The sequence below is a fragment of the Paenibacillus eucommiae genome, from assembly GCF_017874215.1.
Classification (GTDB): Bacteria; Bacillota; Bacilli; order Paenibacillales; family NBRC-103111; genus Paenibacillus_AI; species Paenibacillus_AI eucommiae.
On the sequence record NZ_JAGGLB010000002.1, the window covers coordinates 13,682 to 32,177 of the forward strand.

Below are 18,496 nucleotides of genomic sequence, written 5' to 3' on the forward strand. Positions count from 1 at the left end.
TTAGAAAGCAAAAAAAAGAGAAGCTTTTTTTAATGTTGCATTAAGCTTCTCTTTCTATGATTTATTTAGCTGCTGCCTGTGTATCCTGAGGCCTTATCGTTTCAATTTTCTCCTCATTACCAGTCTCGCCATTTATATAAATCCGGTATAAATTGCTGTTCATTTTACCGGTGTATTCATGGCACAGCACCTCTTGCTCAAGATCATTTGTAATAACTGCGAGCTTCTGCTCCGATATTTCCATTTGCGGACTCAGCATTTTCCGTCCCTCTTCCGCGCTAATCTTCGGCGCTGCAAGCTTTCTTTCTTTTTGGGAGAAAACATATTCCGCTGCCTGAACACCTAGTATTTCCCCATCGTCCAAAGCGACCTTTACACTGACCTGCTGCGGGTAAATGAGGATATCCTTGTCACGTTTAACAAAAACAATATTAGCTGTGCTATCATCCTGATCGTAGCTTACCGCGCTCATTTCCTTGTAACCATGCTGATCAAGAAACTCATCTGCGGCATCCCTGGCCCTTCTGATATCCAGATTAGCTCCAGAAACCTCACGTGATTTCACGAAATAAATCAGCTGGCCGCCCTTTTTGGAATAGTCCATTTGAATGTCAGCTTCATTTTTTCCTCCTGAGGAAGCTGTCACACTGTAAGACTGATACTCCGTTCCCCCGTTGCCGTTCTCAGTTACCTGAAAATTAGCTACATCAGAGCGATTCAAAAATGCAGCGGCCTTTTGTTTGATCTCTTCAGTAGTCATCTCATTGCCTGATAACATCTGTACGTTATTTTTTTGAAAAACGGTTAAGTTTCCAGGGCCCCATTCGATTTCGGAATAACCCTCAACCTTTTTATCCACTGTTGTGAAGCCATCAATGATGACATTATCAACGGGCTCATCCTTCGAGGCTAGAGCAAGCTCTACATCCATCCACCTAAGATTGTTAGTAATAACCTTATTCTGAACGCCCCTAATTTCACCAGTAAGTTCCTTCGAATGTTCATAAAGCGTGCCTAATGTCTTTAATTCCTCTTGGCTTAATGGTGACTTATTTAAGTCACGAACTGATGTTCTGTAAGATAGATTTGCCAGGTTGGCCAAAAATTCTTCCGTTTTGTTGAAAGGCAGCATAGCAAGCGGAAGCTGGCTAATATCGCTTTGCGCCTGACTGGTTAGCCGCCATACGTTGACCAGACCTTTGCGGTAAGAATCATTGGAGGTCGAGTTCACTGCAAGTGTGTTTCCAAGCTCATTATGCAGTCTGTCCATCCGATACGAAAGATCATGAAATGCTCGCTGGTATTGATTTTCTGCCTTAATTAGAATTTTATTTTTATCCTGATGCTCCAAATAGCCCCATACAGAAGCTCCAATCAACGCCAGTGTTACAAGTGGAAACATGACAATGCTTAATCTTTTGTACATATTGTTTCTATTTCTCCTTTCATTTCCGCCTAGTTTACTGTTAGCTTCTGTTAGCGAATGAAGGTTTATACATCCAGCACAAAAAAAAGAAGCCCACTATATATTTAGCGGCTTCTTTATGCTTGTTTGCTTTCCATATCAAAATCATGCTCATTATTGCAAATACATCTGCGGAAACCAGTATCGATCTTGCCATTATACTGTCTCCCTTTAAGAATAAACCTTTCGCCGCATTGCCTGCAGCGGATCGTCACTTTGACTTTAAGCTCAGACATACTTCCTATCCTCCGTTATTTACTGCTATGAATGATGAAACGCTACACAGTTTCAACGCTTATTTGACTATACTGCCCATTTTTAGCTAATTTTAAACTTCTCATCCCGCTGGATCACACGTAAAGAAGAATGCGCATTTGCCTTTTCAACTTTCCACAGTGTGCGAGTCCACAAATATACCATAAAGGGAATCATAAACCAGAGCCAATAAGATTTAGCTTCAAGTAAAATATAATCAAACGAGCCATGCCAAAAGATGGGCAGCAGCAGCGCCAACCATTTATATTTTAAAGAATGGATGCTGGTGAACTTGGCTTTTCCTAAATAATATCCCATCATAACCCCGAATAAAGCATGTCCCGAAACTGGCAGAAGAGCACGCACCAACAGTGCACCGAAGGAAGAAGTACTCAAAAAGGCATAAAAAACGTTCTCCAATGTCGCATATCCCATACTTACAGCTACCCCATAAACAATACCGTCGTAGGGCTCATCAAAAGAAGGATGCCGATAAATTAATTGATAGAGCAGAAACCATTTCAGAAACTCCTCCAACCCTCCTGACAAAATGAAGGCAAGAAAAAAGCTTCCTTCTCCGAATTGCATTTTGAGCAGATGCTGCAAAACTATGGCAGGAAACACAATCAGGAGGCCAAACAGAAACATTTTCATAACCAGGTGGATAGGTTCCGTTTCGTACCGATCCTTTAAATAAAAATAAGCTAACAAAGAGAGACCGGGAGCGATGGCCGCCACCAGAACCGGCAATATATGCATAGTCGCCTCCCTTACAGGTTGAAATCAGGCACAAGCAGCCTTCTCGCTGTTAAGCCCGGTTTAAACTTTGGCAAAAAAAAGCATCTCACAAAAACAATCGTTTTTGAAGATGCCATGAAAATTTCCTATCTGCCACTATACTTACTTATGCATGAAAATGATGACATAGTACCTTAACCGCATCGTCTGCGATGATTACCTTGCCGTATTCCTCAAGCACTGCTCTTGTAACCGATGCCGCCTCGCCGTACTCCGAAAGAACAGCGATCAGAGCCTGGTACTTGCTATCCTCCAGGTCGATAGGCTCCAGCTGCAAATAATATTTCCCTTTATAGGAGAACAAAGTGCCGCCTTCCATTAACAACGGATTAATCACTCTTGCTCCCTGAATAAGATCCTCAAAGTCTTTGAATGCGTAAGAAACCAGGTCGCTTTGTTCAAGCGTAACCTCCATTTCATATACTTCTTCCGCTCCATGGTCATCGTAAGAATCCGAATTAGCATACAAATCAAGCTTGCCTCTAGTCACGATCACAACCATGCCTTGAGCAGGAAGAGCAAATACTTCCACAGCAAGCGGACCAGAAGGATCGAATCCAAGCTCTGAATAAGCTTGATCCATCATCTCGCTGAACAACTCATGTACTTTGGGGATTTCCCGCCACATGTCGTCTTTTTGAATCCCGCGCTCCGTTAAGTCGTCAAATGTAAGGAAAATCCGTATCTTATCCTGACTTAAACGCTCTATTTTCATGATAGGATCCTCCTTAGAGTTTTCCGCCAGGAAAACTTCTATCTTATGAAATGTGTGTTTTTCGTGCACGAAAGCTTGCCTGTTCCGCTTTCTTTTTGCTTTTTATAACAGATTATGAAGCAGGGCTTCAAAAGGTGTGCAGACAAAGCCTATCAGGATAAACGTCTGCATGATGCTTACTATAGTGATTTTCACCTATCATGTTATCATTATTTGCAAAGAAATGCACGCGTAAGTTCAGAGAAATAAAAAGCACAGCCACACCTGGGCAGGTTTGGCTGTGCTTTTTATTTCATCCTACTGGACTCTTGCTTGACTTTCCTGACTCTCAGCAAGGATTTCATTGACTACATGCTGCAAATCAGGTTCTTCCTTAACGCTTTTCTCCTTAGTCATGGACTGTTTATTTGCGGAGAAGCCGGGCGCAGACGAAGAAGAAGCAGCCTTGCCGGAAACCGATTCTTTATTGCTGTTCATCATTTTCCCCAAAGAATTGCTTGAAGAATTAAATTCGGAAAACATGAATGTTTTCATTTTGCGGTTCAAATAAAAGACAGCAGCCACTCCTGCGATTCCGCCAAGTAAAAAACTGCCTACACGCATAATAATCCCTCCAAGAAATTTTTTTATTTCCCGTATAGGGTTTACTACTTGCTGCTTCCTCATGCATCTAATTTAACAGGCGAACCGTGAAGATGAATTTACCAAGTACATTGTGTTAACATAATAGGCAAACCAACCTGGGCAACCAACCTAAGCTAAAAGGAGACTACGATATATGAAAAAAACAGGAATAACACTGCTTGCCCTAACCATGCTGCTGGCCGCATGCGAGTCGGGAAATTCCAAAGGAACCCAAGAAACACCTGACATCAGCCCGTCACCGACCGTATCCGCGGTCTCAACGCCTACTGCAGCTCCCACACCAACCATAGCGCCTACACCAGCGCCAACCCAGGAGCCCGATCCAACGCCGACCGCAGACACCAAGCAGTATCATATGAACAGCAATTATGATATTGTACCCAATCAGCCTGATGGAAATAAGAAAGTAGTCTTATTGACCTTCGATGACGGACCTAAAGAAAAAGAGATGAATGATGCCTTAATTGCAACCTTGAAAAAGCACAATGCTAAAGCAATCTTTTTCCTGAATGGTTATCGGATCAAGCAAAAGCCCGAGCTTGTAAACCTGCTGCATGACAACGGGATGTATATAGGGAATCATTCCTGGGATCATATTGTGCTTAAAAACGAATCGAACGCAAAAATCGACCAGCAGGTCGAGGACGTCCAACAAATAGTCAAAGAGCTTATCGGACAAGCCCCTCATTTTTTCAGACCGCCGAATGGCGCAGGCAATGATTACTTAAAGCAAAAGGTGAAAGCCGAAAACATGCTGTATATGACTTGGTCAAACGGTTCCTTGGATTGGGAGAAAAAGGAAACCCATAATGACCCCAAAAAGGTAATTGAAAAGGTTCTCGACCAGTTGCACAATGGCAGTAATATTCTAATGCATGAACTGCCTTGGACCGTAGAAGCACTTGATGACCTACTTACCCAATTAGAGGAAAAAGGCTTCTCTTTTGTTGATCCGGGTTCGATTGAGCTTGGCATTAAGGGAGAATGACTCCTCGCGGCGCAGTCGATCAAGATTTAAGCGGACCTGCTACTTTAGCGATGTTTTTCATCGTTAAAAGCACCAGGTCCGCTCCACAATCTTACTTTAACATTGAAAAACATCGTTAAAATCCTTTTTCTCCACACAAAGAGGCCATTTGTCCTCTTTTAACGATGAAAAACATCATTAACGTGACAGTTGGCCGGGAAACACTGCCTTTAACGATCAAAAAACATCGTTAACTCAAGCACATGCCCAATTCACAGGAGGGGTCTGCTACGAAGCTCTTACCAATGGTCTTTCCGAAGCTCCTATTGATGCCTTTACCTTAGCAAAGTTGCTGAAGCTGTTACGTCTGATCTTCCCCAAAACACTTAAACTTACTTATTTTCAAAGAAAAGAGTCGTTGAAATGAACATCATTTCAACGACTCTTTTCTTTGTCTGCAATCCCAGCTCAAGCTAATCGAGTTCCCCAGATCGTCAGACCAACAACTAACAAAATGAATAACCACAGCAAAGTCTGATAAAAAATTTTTGTCCATTTACTATTCTCAGAAGGGTGAATTACTTTTCTCGGAGGTAAATAATAACTGTCTTCATCTTCATCCTGCATATTAGGCATCATGTCGTCAGGAATTTCCCTGTGTTCTGTGGAACGCATTACTGCTCTTCTTCCCCTTTACTGTATCTTAGTATACACCCCATGGTGAAATCGATAATAAAATGTGCAACGATAGGAGTCCATAATGTTCCCGTCTGTTGATATATCCATCCAAGTCCATAGCTTATAGCGAAAACCATTCCTGTCATAAGCCAATGCTGCAAATAACGAATATGAATTGCGGCAAATAATATACTGGTCCAATAAGGTCCCCACGCATGCTGAATGGCTCCACGAAACAGCAGCTCCTCACAAATGGAGACGACAAGTGAAATGACTGCAATATGCCATAAGGCTCTTTTACCAAAAATCATTTCATTGATACCGCCGTCATCCGCTACCTCCTTAGGAACCCAGCGCGAAATCAGCAAATCCCCTGCCAGTACTGCCAACGCAAATAATCCTCCCCAGATCAAAATCGACCAGCCTGACTGTACATGAAAAAGCGGAATCAGAGGATTCTTCTGAAAAAAGATAATGATAAGCCCCACAATCAGCGTCAAAACCTGAGTGATATACAAATTTAGAAGCAGCGTTCTGTCGTCCAGGGTTTCTACATTCACTTTTCCAATGCGTATATTTTTAAAATCAAATTTTTTCATTGCAATTCCCTTTCCAAGCTACATATTCCCTTTTCCAATATTTTCACCTATACTAAAGATAGAAAAAGAGAGAGTAAGGAGTTAGATTATGGATAAGCGTTTAACCCGAACCGACTATTTATTTGCTCTGATGTTCATCTTTATGCTTGTGTGTATTCTTGGCGCCTTTTTCTATGGCTTACAAATCGGCCAGCAGAAATCGGAGCAGAAATACGAGAAGCTCTTACACGCTGGAAAAGAAGTCGCTGCAGAACCGGGTGCTTATGATCAGCAAATTCTGGTCTCCTACTACCATACCATTTATTTGCCCTTTAGGGAATTTCAGAGTAAATGGTTCGAACAAACAAGCCAAATTGAGTCGCAAAACTCAACTGTCGAGGCGTCTGCCGTTCTGAAGGAGCTCTCCAAGCTAGCTGATAAGCAGTACAAAGCATTGCAAGCAAAATCCATGCCTGCTTCATCGCCACTCCTTCAAGAAGCTCATCAAAGCTATGTCAAAAGCCTGAAACTGTTCACAGACGCGCTGAAAAGCTACGGATCGAAGGCGAATTCCTTACCGGGCAGCCAACTGCTTGCGGAAATGAATAAAAACGAATTCATAATTGAAGCCAAGCGCCAAGCCTTATTATCTCAGAAAAATTATTATGCCTCAGTCGTGAAATGGAATGAATCGATGGATTTTTCACTTAAGACCATTGATACTAACAAACAAGTGACATTAGAAGAATGGAAACAATTGAACCTTAATGTGAAAAATCTCTACATTACTGCCCAGTTATTGAATGGCAAAACGTTTACCCCTTATTACCCGCAGGATGTCACGATTAGAATTGATGATTTTATTGCATCTGGACAAGGTAGTAAATTAGGCACAACCAATGTGAGTCAAATGCTGGATTTGCTGCTTAGCACGGATGCCATCCGTTCTGGAGATTTTGCCAAGGGTAAAGCGAAATGGTACAGCAACGAGCTGCTGCCGCAGCTGCCTTTCTTTTTGGACGCTAATTAATTAAAAGCTAAGGGGATTGAACTGATGAGTAAGAGCGTATATGATTTCACGGCCACGACGATCCGTGGCTCACAAATAAATTTGGACCAATACCGTGGACAAGTACTCCTGATTGTCAATACAGCAAGTAAGTGCGGCCTCACGCCCCAATATTCTGACCTGCAGAAGCTTTATGAGAAATACAAAGAGCAAGGTCTGATTGTTCTTGGATTTCCGTGCAACCAGTTTGGAGAGCAGAAGCCAGCTGCGAATGAAGAAGTGAATACATTTTGTCAGATTAATTATGGAGTTACTTTCCCGCTTTTCGAGAAAATCGAGGTACTTGGTGCCAACCAGCATCCTTTGTATGCCCACTTAACAGCTCAAGCGCCTTTTGAGGGCTTTGATCAAAGCACATCATCTGGTAACATGCTGCATGCTTTTTTTGAAGAAAAAATGCCCGAAAAGCTGCTTGGCAATGATATTAAATGGAATTTCACCAAATTTTTAGTGGATCGTCAAGGAAATGTAGTCAATCGTATTGAGCCTCCTGTTGATCCTTTTGATATTGAACCTTCAATTGAGGCCCTGATTTAATACGTACAGCCATAACAAAAAAAGCAGCTGATGACTTGATCATCGGCTTTTTTTGTTATGGCTTTTTGTTTTGGCCAAGCATCTTACTGATCAATCATAGGCAAACCCGCGTAAGTAGGCAATTGCAGCCATGCCGCCATCAACATTGATTACTTTCTCAAATCCCCGATCTCTTAAGTAGCTGCATACTCTTTCACTTCTTACTCCATGTGCACAAATAATATATACATCCTGATCCATTGAAATTTCATCCAGTCGTTCCGGCACTGTGTTCATAGGCATTAGCAAAGAATCCTCCAAATGATAATAATCCCATTCCTGCTGCTCCCGAACATCAACGATAATCAATTCCTTGCTGGTGTCTTGAACCAACAAATCAGCGAACTGCTTAGGATCAATATTAGTCATTATGGCTCTCCCCCTTTTATTGAAACAATACTTAATTTAAACTGCAAGCGCAAGTAAAATCAATTATGACATTCGTGTGAAATTACGTCCCCTATCTTGACACCCGATTAAAGCCATGTTACATTTATGAAAATTCTATATGACAGTAAAGCATTGACGGAGCCAAGTAAAAGAATGAGCTTTCAGAGAGCCGATGACAGGTGCGAATCGGCAGCTAAGCTTTTGCGGAGCACTCCAGAGTTATTGCATTGAATTCAAGTAGATGCAATCGGTATAGGAACCCGTTATCGTTCTTGGTCGCAAGACCATGGAGGTTATCCGTGCGAATGGATAACGAATTAGGGTGGTACCACGATAGCAAGCTCTCGTCCCTTTGGTTACAGATAGTTATATCTGTACCAAGGGCGGGAGTTTTTTTGATTCAAGAAACCAACGTGCGGATTTCAGCTAACGCAAAACTAGGGAGGAAACAATTATGTACAAAGTATTAGTATCAGATCCAATTAGTGATATGGGGATTCAACTGCTCTATGATGCAGAAGATGTAGAAGTTGATAAAAAAACAGGACTCTCAGAAGATGAGCTTGTCGCCATTATCGGAGATTACGATGCGCTGCTGGTTCGCAGTCAGACAAGAGTTACCGAACGGATTATGGGTGCCGGAACTAAATTAAAAGTGATCGGCCGCGCAGGTGTTGGTGTCGATAATATCGATCTGGAAGCAGCAACAGGCCGGGGTATTGTGGTCATCAATGCACCAGATGGCAATACGATTGCTACTTGTGAGCATACGTTCGCCATGATGATGTCCGTTGCCCGCTCCATCCCGCAAGCCTACAAGAAAACGGTAAGCGGCGAATGGGACCGTAAAACGTTCGTCGGTGTTGAGCTTCGCAATAAGGTTCTGGGCATATTGGGCATGGGACGTATTGGCAGCGAGGTTGCCAAAAGAGCTAAAGTGTTTGGCATGGAAGTCATCGGCTACGATCCTTTCCTTACCGAAGAACGCGCTGAGAAAATCGGCGTAAAGCTCGGCAGTGTCAACGATATCGCGGCCAAAGCTGATTTCATTACCGTTCATACGCCGCTGACAAGCGAAACCCGCCATCTGATCGGCAAAGCACAATTTGATTTAATGCGTAAAGGCATCCGTATTATTAACTGTGCCCGCGGCGGCATTATTGATGAGCTTGCCTTGGTCGATGCAGTTAATCAAGGTATTGTGGCAGGCGCTGCATTCGATGTATTTGAAGTGGAGCCCCCTCAAGCGGATCATCCTTTCTTGAACAATCCGAACATTATCGTTACTCCGCATTTAGGTGCTTCTACCATTGAAGCTCAGGAGAACGTGGCCATTGACGTTTCAGAGGAAGTCTTGCATATTCTAAGAGATCAGCCGTTCAAGAATGCTGTAAACATGCCGCCAGTACCAGCAAACGTTTTGAGCAAGCTGCAGCCTTATTTTAACCTTGGTGAAAAAATTGGTGTTATTCTCGGCCAGATCGCTCAAGGCGCCGTACACGAGATCGTGGTCAGCTATGCGGGAGATCTTATTGATGTCGACACCAGCCCGCTTACCCGTCATATTGTAAAGGGCATCTTTACGAACCGGCTTGAGTCCATTAACATTGTCAATGCGATGCATCTGGCCAAAACGCGCGATGTTAATATCGTCGTTCAGAAATCAAGCACTTCCAGCAGCTTCACCAACCTGGTAACTGTAACCGTAAAAACCAAGCAGGAAGAAAAGACCTTGGCAGGAACCCTGCTGGCTGGTATCGGCGAGCGAATCGTCCTTATCGATCAATATCCTGTAGATTTCCCTCCGGCAGGCCATCTGCTGCTTGTTTCACATAATGATAAACCGGGAATTATCGGCAGAGTGGGTACCTTATTAGGCAACAATGATGTCAATATTGCAACAATGCAGGTAGGCCGGAAAGTTATTGGCGGATCCGCTATCATGGTTCTGACCATTGATAAGGAAGCTCCAAAAGAAGTCTTATCGGCTCTTGAAAGCCAATCGGAAATTGTCAACGTCCGCGGGCTCAAAATCTAGCATTGTTTCACGAGCAACAAGATTATGGTATAGCATTCACCAAAAAAAGGCATATGCTGCTTACTTCCGCAGCATATGCCTTTTTATTTTGTCGATTTAAGCCAATTATTTGGCATCATATGGCAGCAATATCGTAAAGGTTGTTCCTTGACCCAGAGCACTCTGGGCGCTGATAACCCCCTGATGGGATTCAACGATGTTCTTCACAATAGCGAGACCGAGTCCAGTCCCTCCGGATGGTCCTCGTGTGCGCGCCTTATCAGCCTTGTAGAAGCGTTCAAAAATAAAAGGCAGGTCAGCCGCAGGAATGCCTTGTCCTTCGTCCGTGACCTCTATACGCAGCGCTGACTGGTCTTTGTACACAGCCCGCTCTGCCTTCACTTCGATACGCGCACCGCTTGCCGTATGCCTGAAGGCATTGTCAAGCAGGTTCGTCAGCACCTGCTCCAATCGATCCTCATCTGCCCTTGGCAGGATGATGTCCTGCTCAGGCAGCTTGGCGCTAAGCACAATGCCGCGCTCCTTCGCCAGCACCGCGAATTTGCGGTGCACACGCTTGAGCAGGGAGACGACCTCCATCTCCCTGAAGTTCAGTTCGAGATGGCCTGCCTCCATTCTCGCCAGGTCGAGCAGGTCGCCAACGAGTCGTCCCATGCGAAGCGATTCGTCATAGATGACCTGCACAAGCTCTCCTTGCTCCTCTGGAGTAGCTGCAATGCCATCTAGCAAAGCTTCACTGTAGCCCTGAAGCATCGAGATCGGCGTCCGCAGCTCATGAGATACATTGGCTACAAAATCCTTGCGCAGCTTATCCAGGCGGAACTCCTCGGTTACATCCCTCAAAACCGCAACAGCGCCCCGTACCTGATCATGAGAATAAAGCGGGGTCATGGCGACTGACCAGACACCGTTAAGCACATGTACCTTGGCTGCAGCTTCCATCGACTCTGCTACAACGGACTCAAACAGCGGCTGTAGCGGCTCGGGGATCCGCTGCTGCGGGTATGCACCGCTTACCAGACCAGCCTGCTCAACCAGACTATCCGTCTGACGCGCACCTGTGGGATCATCCTTCCAGTGAATAATACTCCATTCCTGAATAATTCGCTGTCCTTGGGGATTCGTCAAAATGACCTCGCCCTCGGCATTCAGAGTAATTACAGCATCGGTCATGCTGCGCAGCACACTGGAGAGATGCTCCTTCTCCTGACTTAAGGCTTTGATGCTGTCCTGCAGTTCATCACCCATATGGTTGAAGGTTTTGGCCAGTTCACCGATCTCATCTTTGGAAAGAATCGGGACACGCGTTCCGTATTCGCCTTCTGTAATGTGATCAGCCGCCTTTTTAAGCTGTTGGAGTGGTCTAGTAATTCTCGAGAATAAGAAAAATGCGAAAAAGGTCGTCATCAAAAATCCCATAATAGAGACATAAATGAAAAGCCGCAGCACATTGGACTGAGTTGCTTCCAATGATTGCAGGGATTGATAAATCACTGTCGCTCCAACAATCTCTCCGGCATCGGTTCGGAGTGGAACGGCAACTGCCAAATACTCAGTTCCATCCTGATATCCGTTTTTCTGTTTCGTTATGACTTGATTCTTAATCGTTTGACCGCTGAAAACCTGCTTAAGCTGGCTTGGCGAAAAGAAGTCTTCGGCATGCAGCACAGCGATTTCTACGTTTGGTGTTACATCTGATGTAATTTCCTTCATATCCTGAGTCACAACAAGCATCCTGGCCTCCTGATTAGCCAGCAGCTCATTACTTAAGGAAAAAAAACGGTTATCATTAAAATGACGAGCAGCCTCTTCCGAGAAGCGGTTTGCCAGCTTCTCCAAAGAGGCCTTCTGATCTTCAGCTTGAGAGAAATAATTTCCCATGTAATTAACAAGAAAAAACCCCAGTATCAGAAGCACGACCGCTACCAAACCTATGATCGTGAGCCACAGCTTACCGACAACACTACGAAAAATAAACACCTTACTTTGGAACCTCTAATTTATAGCCTACACCCCATACAGTTGTAATCATGGCTGCAGCTTCTGGGGAAACCTTGTTCAATTTCTCACGGAGACGTTTAACATGCGTATCTACCGTACGCAAATCACCGAAAAATTCATAATTCCATACGTCCTTAAGCAGCTCTTCACGTGAAAATACCTTATCAGGAGAAACGGCCAAATAGTGCAGCAGTTCGTACTCCTTAGGTGTTAGAGCCACTTCCTGCCCACCAGCCGAAACCCGGTGCGCATCATGCTCAATAACCAAATTCGGAAATACGATATTATTACTTGAGCTTGCATCCTTGGATAAGAACGCTGTAGCGGACGAGCGGCGAAGAATCGCTTTAACCCGGTAAATAACCTCACGCGGACTGAATGGCTTCACCACATAATCATCAGCCCCGGCCTCAAAACCATGCACCCGGTTCGTCTCCTCACCTTTGGCGGTAAGCATAATGACTGGCGTTGACTTCACTTGACGCAATCTGGCGCACACTTCAATCCCGTCAATACCTGGAAGCATTACATCTAATAAAATCAGGTCATAATCCGTGTCACTGGCCATACGCAGAGCTGTCTCACCATCCTCTGCTTCCTCAATCAAATAACCTTCCTTCTCTAGATACATCCTTAATAGACGGCGAATCCGTTCTTCATCATCAACGATCAGAATACTTGATTTTATTTCCATACCCGCCACAGTCCTTTCCTGTCTATTCTAATAGAGACTAGCTGCATGCATAAGCACCTGCAATTGGTATGCGCCTAGTAACCAGGACTAGGTCCTGGACTAAGCGCCTTTGTACTAGACACCTGCATAAGAATGCAAACCTGAAATGATTAGATTTACACCTACTAAAGTAAACATAACAACTAAAAATCCAATAACAGCGAGCCAAGCCGACTTCTTGCCCTGCCAGCCTTTAGATAACCGTAAATGCAGGAATACTGCATAAAATAACCAAGTAATTAAAGCCCATACTTCCTTAGGATCCCAGCCCCAGAACCGGCCCCATGCCTCCTGAGCCCAAATCATCGCGAAGATCAGAGCACCCAGCGTAAATACCGGATAACCGATCGCAATAGCCCTGTAGCTGATTTCATCTAAATCCTCTGAATCCATATCTTTCAAAAGAGGGCTCATTGCCGCTCCAAGCGGTTTACGTGCAATTAACCGGATCAGACCGTAAAGGATAATCCCCAGCAATATGGACCATATCATCGTATTCAGTTGTCTGCCAGCATTGCCTCCCTTCATCCAGGAAGGAGCTTCGAACAACGGCTTGGTCATGCCAAGAAACGGCTGCAGCTTGACGATTTCAGTCCCGTGCGGCTTCACGATCGGAGGAAGCACATACATTTCTTCCTCTGTTTCAACCGTTTGAACACCATCCCGAACTATCGTTACTTCCTTGCTAAATGTAGATTCATAACCGAAGCCATGGAACGTGAATACCGAGCCTATAAAACAGACAAGAACCAGAACAACAAAAATTGTAAATTCAATGCCTCGTTGTTCCCTTTTATTTTGCTTTGTTGTTCCCTTAAAATCAATGGCCCGCAGCAGATACATCAGCCCGCCGGCGAATCCGATTGCAAAGAATGCTTCTCCTGCCGCTGCAGTGGTTACATGGATTTTCAGCCAATAGCTTTGCAGTGCCGGAATTAAGGGCTGAATTTCACTTGGAAATACAGAAGCGTAAGCAATAATGATAAATCCAACCGGAAGCGCGAATATACCTAGCGCAGGAGTTCGATATATCAGGTATACAATGATAAAAGCAAGCATAATCATCATACCGAGAAAAGTCATAAATTCATACATATTGGCCGTAGGAATACGGCCTCCGTCATACCAGCGGGTAAAGAAATAAGTGAGCTGGCAGAGAAAACCGATAACCGATACGATGAAAGCGAATTTCCCCCAGCTTTTGGTATGTTCCTCCGGATTGCGATTGCTCCATCTTCTTCCTATTATGGAGAGCACAAAAAACAGGAAAGCGGCAATGTATACAAAAAAAGCAATCAATAAAAATGTACTGCTTAGCGAGTTCAAATTCACTCTGGCTTTCCTCCTGTTTCCAAAGATTTCGGCGTTACGGTGATACCATTCTTCGTTAAGGCAACCGCTACTTCATTACGGATCCCAAACCAATTCTTATTCGTATGTGCGCCAAGCGTTAGCTTACGCCCGTCTATTCTCAGCCAAATTCTGCGGTGCTGCCAATAAAAGCCCATAATCAAGCCAAGCATAGAAATTGCCGCGCCTACCCAAATATAGGGCATAGCTTTATCAACACGTATATTCAAATAAGAAGTGTACTGGGCGAACTTCACGCCTTCCATGGAGCCAACGGATAGATCGAACTTCTTGCTGATTTCTCCATTAATATCATCCTGGCGGAACGTCTGCTTGTCAACCTGTCTCGGAAAGTACAGATAAGGTTCTCCGGCATCCGCAAGCCCTGGCCCTGTAATGCTGAAAATAAAGGCAGGCACCTTGGGTTCATTCGATTTCGTCATCGGTTGTCCATTCTCATCGAGCCCGAACTCCGGGAAAAAGCCCTTGAGCTTTAAGGTATAGTCCCCTGCTTGATAAGAATCCTTCGGATGGCTCATCGGAAGTTCGAAGCTCCCATACACTTCTCCAGTTTGCTTATTTGTTAAGCTCGGGGTTACAGAAATTAAGAGTGGTGTCACCTTGTAATCAAACTGAAAGGCCATCAATCCTTTATAGTTCAACGGCTTATTTACTATAATATCAGATTTATGAACCTCTTCAAGCACAGGTTCCTGGGCAGGATCATCACAATTAGCTGTGCAATGGTAAAGAACTGCTTTGGTCTCATAAATCTTTGGCACCATTTGCCCTTTTTGCTTGAATTCCTCAGACATCTCTTCCTCAGTGTAAAGGTCTAACGTAAACTCTTCATTTTTCAAATAATAAGAAGTGTGCGGAATTTGCTTCGTTTCGCCTTCCAGAAAGCCGATATACTGGTCCATATGCCAGCCTGGTATGCTGCGCATTAACACACCCAACAGAAAAATAATCAAGCCGATATGATTAATATACGGACCCCAGCGGCTAAAGCGATGTTTCTCCGCTAACAGGGCCGTTCCATCGCTCTCGACATGCACCTTATAGCTGCGCTTCTTCAAGGCAGCCCCCATCTCACTTGTCCAAGCGCGCGGATCGCTTTGCTCAGGCAACTCACCAGAATAAGCAACCTTCTGGCGCATCAGGAAGTTATGATGCTTGCGCAGCTGCTGCTTGGATAGTGCCCGGTAAAGCGGCAGTACCCGGTCGAGGCTGCAAACGACTAATGACGTTCCGATCATGAATAGCAGCGTAATGAACCACCAGGAGTTAAACGTGTGCGACAGACCAAGTAAATAATAGATATGGCCTGGCGTTCCGTAATTTTGCTGATAGAACTGGTCCGGAACCATGTCGAGAAAAGTGTTTTCCTGTGGATAAATCGTTCCTACGGCAGAAGCGACCAATGTGATAAAAATCAAATAAACGGCGATTTTAACCGAGGAGAAGAAATTCCACACACGATCAAGCCATGAAGGATTGGCTTTTTGCGAACGTCTGGCTATACCGTCATACCGCATTTCCAGCGGCAAATTCGGATCTTCATCCAGTTGGGGCTTTCCACATGACTCGCATAGTACCGTTCCCACCGGATTCTGATGGCCGCATTCACATTTTGTATTTTGAAACATGCTGCGCCCCCTTGCTTGGTAAGCTTATTTAGAGACTAAAGCCTGGATGGTCTCTTGAATATAAGTCTCTTTCATTTCACCGATTTTCTTAATCACGATCTTACCATCTTTCCCGATAAAAAAGGTCGAGGGGTAATCCATGACACCATAGTTTTTCCGGACCTGCTCCTTGCTGTCAAGCAGCACAGGCAAGTTTAGATTATATTGATCCATAAAGCTCTGCACTGTAATTTCGCTAGTATCCATATTCACGGCAAGGAAAACAACCCCCTGCTCATTCCATTTCTCATACTGGCGCTGGAGAGCGGGCATTTCATCCTTGCATGGTTTGCAAAAGGTGCCCCAGAAATTGATCAATATGTTCTTCCCTTTAAAATCAGACAGATTATGAGGTTGTCCATTCAAATCCAGCAGCGTAAAATCAGGAGCTTTGTCACCTACCTGCGGATACTTCTTATCACTTGTAGCCGACAAATTACTGATAATCGTGAGTACACCAATTACGAGCACTACTGAAAAAATGGCAAGCTGAATCCATTTTTTGTTTTTTTTCATTGCTCATCACCTTCAAGTTCAAGACTGTACTTCGTGAAGACGCTACCCTTTTATTATAACGCAAAAGAAGGTCAATACCTTATTGACCTTTTTGAATTTTATGTGTCTGGAGCGCGGCTTCCTTCAATTCTTTGACCTCGTTAACTGTGAGGTGTCTGTATTTGCCACGGGGGACACCAGTCAGGAAAATCGGGCCGAATTGGATACGCCGTAAACGTATTACCGGAAAGGAGACAGCTTCGAACATACGTCTTACTTGTCTGTTTCTACCCTCATAGATTGTAATTTGCACAATCGATTCTTTCTTATCCGGATTCACATCCGCATATTCAACTTCTGCCGGTGATGTCATTCCATCTTCAAGCTCTATCCCGTTTCTCAGCTTGTCCAGAATCGTTCCGTGTGGAACTCCCTTAACTGTAGCTTGATACGTCTTGGGCACATGATGCTTGGGATGTGTGAGCAAATGTGCAAACTCCCCATCATTAGTAAGCAGAAGCAGTCCTTCTGTGTCATAGTCAAGCCGGCCAACCGGATATATCCGTTCCTTGATTCCAGGAAGAAAGTCGGTAACTAATCTGCGTCCTTCCGGATCCGCGCTGCTCGTAATTACACCCTTAGGCTTATTCAGCAGTACATAAATTTTCTTTTGTTGATTAATCAAGCGCCCATCTACTTCAATTTCATCCAGTTCCGGATCTACCTTAACCCCGAGGGTCGTTACGACTTCGCCGTTCACTTGCACTCTTCCTGCCGTAATAATTTCCTCGCTTTTTCTGCGCGAAGCGATACCCGCTTCAGCCAATACTTTTTGCAATCGTTCCATTATTCTCTTTCACCTCAACCCTATGATACCTATCCTGAGAGGAAATCACAAGCGTCAAGATTAACCGAATACAAGAAAACAAATAATTATGGAAGCAATGAACCCAACAAGGTCAGAAATAAGACCTACTTTTAAAGCATAACTCGCCTTGCGGATCCCGATAGCTCCAAAATAAACAGTGATCACATACAGAGTTGTGTCCGTACTTCCTTGAACCGTAGAGGCAATTCGTCCGATCATTGAATCCGGTCCAAACTGCTCGATAAGATCAGCTGTAAAAGCCAGCGAGCCCGCTCCGGTGATTGGCCGGAGAATAGCTAATGGCAGCACCTCTACGGGTATGCCTAACCGGTCAAAGAGCGGCCTAATTCCCCCTACCAGTAAATCCATAGCTCCCGATGCCCGAAAAACACTGATTGCCACCATCATACCGACAAGTGGCGGAATAATACGAATTGCCGTATCGAAACCATCCTTGGCTCCGTCTACAAATGACTCATAAACTGGCACTTTGCGATAGGCGGCATATAAAGGGATGAATACGATCATGACCGGAATCGCCCAGGCTGATATCATCGAAACGAAGGCATACATGGAACACTCATCCTTTCAAGGGAGGAATTATCGAAGCCGATCTGCGGTACCACCTGTCCACAATGATCGCCGCGGCGGTAGAAATAATCGTAGCTATCAGCGTTGTTCCTACAATTTCTCCAGGATCAAGTGAATGAAAGTTCATCCGGATGGCTATTAATGTAGTAGGTATCAAAGTAATGCTCGAAGTATTCAAAGCAAGCAGCGTACACATAGCTGCACTAGCTTTCTCTTTGTCAGGATTCAGCTTCTGCAGCTCTTGCATTGCCTTAATCCCCATAGGAGTCGCAGCATTGCCCAGACCGAGAATGTTAGCGCTCATATTGGACATGATGTAGCCTAGAGCGGGATGATTTTTTGGAACACTAGGAAATAAAAAGCGAATGACGGGTCTTAGCAGAACAGCGATCTTATTAAGCAAACCAGCATCCTCCGCGATACGCATCATACCAAGCCAGAACACTAATATACTAATCAGCCCGAAGCATACGCTCACACCGCTTTTCGCTCCATCAAACGCTGCCTGCGTTACAACATCAATATTCCCATTTAAGGCTGCGACAACAAAACCCATTACTAAAAAGAACAGCCAAATTATGTTTACCATATGTCCT

At 44.4% G+C, this 18,496-nt stretch carries 19 protein-coding genes and 1 other annotated feature; of the genes, 4 read left to right on the forward strand and 15 right to left on the reverse strand.

Features of this window, described 5'->3' with window-relative positions:
- Positions 1-61: 61 nt before the first annotated feature.
- The 5 genes from ypeB to J2Z66_RS02470 form a co-directional block, all read right to left on the reverse strand.
- Positions 62-1,426 (reverse strand): germination protein YpeB, encoded by a 1,365-nt coding sequence (gene ypeB, locus J2Z66_RS02450; RefSeq protein ID WP_209969627.1) that lies wholly within the window; start codon positions 1,424-1,426, stop codon positions 62-64.
- 116 nt (positions 1,427-1,542) lie between these two features.
- Positions 1,543-1,701, reverse strand: a complete 159-nt coding sequence (locus J2Z66_RS02455) for a hypothetical protein (protein ID WP_209969631.1) — start codon at positions 1,699-1,701, stop codon at positions 1,543-1,545.
- Between the two features lie 82 nt (positions 1,702-1,783).
- Positions 1,784-2,479 (reverse strand): glutamic-type intramembrane protease PrsW, encoded by a 696-nt coding sequence (prsW, locus tag J2Z66_RS02460; protein ID WP_209969633.1) that lies wholly within the window; start codon positions 2,477-2,479, stop codon positions 1,784-1,786.
- Positions 2,480-2,624: 145 nt separating this feature from the next.
- A complete protein-coding gene (locus J2Z66_RS02465) occupies positions 2,625-3,233 on the reverse strand; it encodes a genetic competence negative regulator (protein WP_209969636.1) in 609 nt (202 codons plus the stop codon).
- Between the two features lie 297 nt (positions 3,234-3,530).
- The gene (locus J2Z66_RS02470) at positions 3,531-3,836 is read right to left on the reverse strand and encodes a hypothetical protein (RefSeq protein WP_209969643.1); all 306 of its coding nucleotides are present in this window, start codon (positions 3,834-3,836) and stop codon (positions 3,531-3,533) included.
- A gap of 175 nt (positions 3,837-4,011) precedes the next feature.
- Between J2Z66_RS02470 and J2Z66_RS02475 the strand changes: the two genes are divergently transcribed.
- On the forward strand, positions 4,012-4,866 hold the full coding sequence (locus J2Z66_RS02475; protein ID WP_209969646.1) for a polysaccharide deacetylase family protein: 855 nt from the start codon (positions 4,012-4,014) through the stop codon (positions 4,864-4,866).
- A gap of 653 nt (positions 4,867-5,519) precedes the next feature.
- Here J2Z66_RS02475 and J2Z66_RS02480 read toward each other — a convergent pair.
- Positions 5,520-6,122 (reverse strand): CPBP family intramembrane glutamic endopeptidase, encoded by a 603-nt coding sequence (locus tag J2Z66_RS02480; RefSeq protein ID WP_209969649.1) that lies wholly within the window; start codon positions 6,120-6,122, stop codon positions 5,520-5,522.
- Positions 6,123-6,210: 88 nt separating this feature from the next.
- Between J2Z66_RS02480 and J2Z66_RS02485 the strand changes: the two genes are divergently transcribed.
- Positions 6,211-7,131 carry a hypothetical protein gene (locus J2Z66_RS02485; protein ID WP_209969651.1) on the forward strand — a complete coding sequence of 307 codons (921 nt, stop codon included), beginning with the start codon at positions 6,211-6,213 and terminating at the stop codon, positions 7,129-7,131.
- A 24-nt stretch (positions 7,132-7,155) separates the two neighbouring features.
- A complete protein-coding gene (locus tag J2Z66_RS02490; RefSeq protein WP_209969654.1) occupies positions 7,156-7,707 on the forward strand; it encodes a glutathione peroxidase in 552 nt (183 codons plus the stop codon).
- 90 nt (positions 7,708-7,797) lie between these two features.
- Here the strand turns inward: J2Z66_RS02490 and J2Z66_RS02495 are convergent, their stop codons facing one another.
- Positions 7,798-8,115, reverse strand: coding sequence for a rhodanese-like domain-containing protein (locus J2Z66_RS02495; protein WP_209969657.1), 318 nt, complete (start codon positions 8,113-8,115; stop codon positions 7,798-7,800).
- Between the two features lie 144 nt (positions 8,116-8,259).
- Positions 8,260-8,491 (forward strand) — a binding site (T-box leader).
- A gap of 99 nt (positions 8,492-8,590) precedes the next feature.
- On the opposite strand from J2Z66_RS02495, the gene serA reads away from it, so the two are divergent.
- Positions 8,591-10,174: a phosphoglycerate dehydrogenase gene (gene serA, locus J2Z66_RS02500; RefSeq protein ID WP_209969659.1), complete on the forward strand. Its 1,584-nt coding sequence runs from the start codon at positions 8,591-8,593 to the stop codon at positions 10,172-10,174.
- 105 nt (positions 10,175-10,279) lie between these two features.
- Here the strand turns inward: serA and J2Z66_RS02505 are convergent, their stop codons facing one another.
- The 8 genes from J2Z66_RS02505 to J2Z66_RS02540 all read right to left on the reverse strand — a co-directional run bounded on the left by J2Z66_RS02505 (position 10,280) and on the right by J2Z66_RS02540 (position 18,489).
- Entirely contained in the window at positions 10,280-12,154 is a 1,875-nt protein-coding gene (locus J2Z66_RS02505) for an ATP-binding protein (RefSeq protein ID WP_209969662.1), read from the reverse strand.
- A 1-nt stretch (position 12,155) separates the two neighbouring features.
- Positions 12,156-12,869 (reverse strand): response regulator transcription factor, encoded by a 714-nt coding sequence (locus tag J2Z66_RS02510; RefSeq protein WP_209969665.1) that lies wholly within the window; start codon positions 12,867-12,869, stop codon positions 12,156-12,158.
- A 114-nt stretch (positions 12,870-12,983) separates the two neighbouring features.
- Complete coding sequence (gene ccsA, locus J2Z66_RS02515; protein ID WP_312894355.1) at positions 12,984-14,240, reverse strand: cytochrome c biogenesis protein CcsA; 1,257 nt, start codon at positions 14,238-14,240, stop codon at positions 12,984-12,986.
- A complete protein-coding gene (gene resB, locus J2Z66_RS02520; protein WP_209969668.1) occupies positions 14,237-15,907 on the reverse strand; it encodes a cytochrome c biogenesis protein ResB in 1,671 nt (556 codons plus the stop codon). The genes ccsA and resB overlap by 4 nt, the downstream gene beginning before the upstream one ends.
- 24 nt (positions 15,908-15,931) lie before the next feature.
- Entirely contained in the window at positions 15,932-16,462 is a 531-nt protein-coding gene (gene resA, locus J2Z66_RS02525) for a thiol-disulfide oxidoreductase ResA (protein WP_209969671.1), read from the reverse strand.
- Positions 16,463-16,541: 79 nt separating this feature from the next.
- Positions 16,542-17,288 (reverse strand): pseudouridine synthase, encoded by a 747-nt coding sequence (locus J2Z66_RS02530; RefSeq protein ID WP_209969674.1) that lies wholly within the window; start codon positions 17,286-17,288, stop codon positions 16,542-16,544.
- Positions 17,289-17,348: 60 nt separating this feature from the next.
- Positions 17,349-17,882 (reverse strand): spore maturation protein, encoded by a 534-nt coding sequence (locus tag J2Z66_RS02535; protein WP_209969679.1) that lies wholly within the window; start codon positions 17,880-17,882, stop codon positions 17,349-17,351.
- A 7-nt stretch (positions 17,883-17,889) separates the two neighbouring features.
- A complete protein-coding gene (locus J2Z66_RS02540; RefSeq protein WP_209969680.1) occupies positions 17,890-18,489 on the reverse strand; it encodes a nucleoside recognition domain-containing protein in 600 nt (199 codons plus the stop codon).
- Between the last annotated feature and the right edge of the window lie 7 nt (positions 18,490-18,496).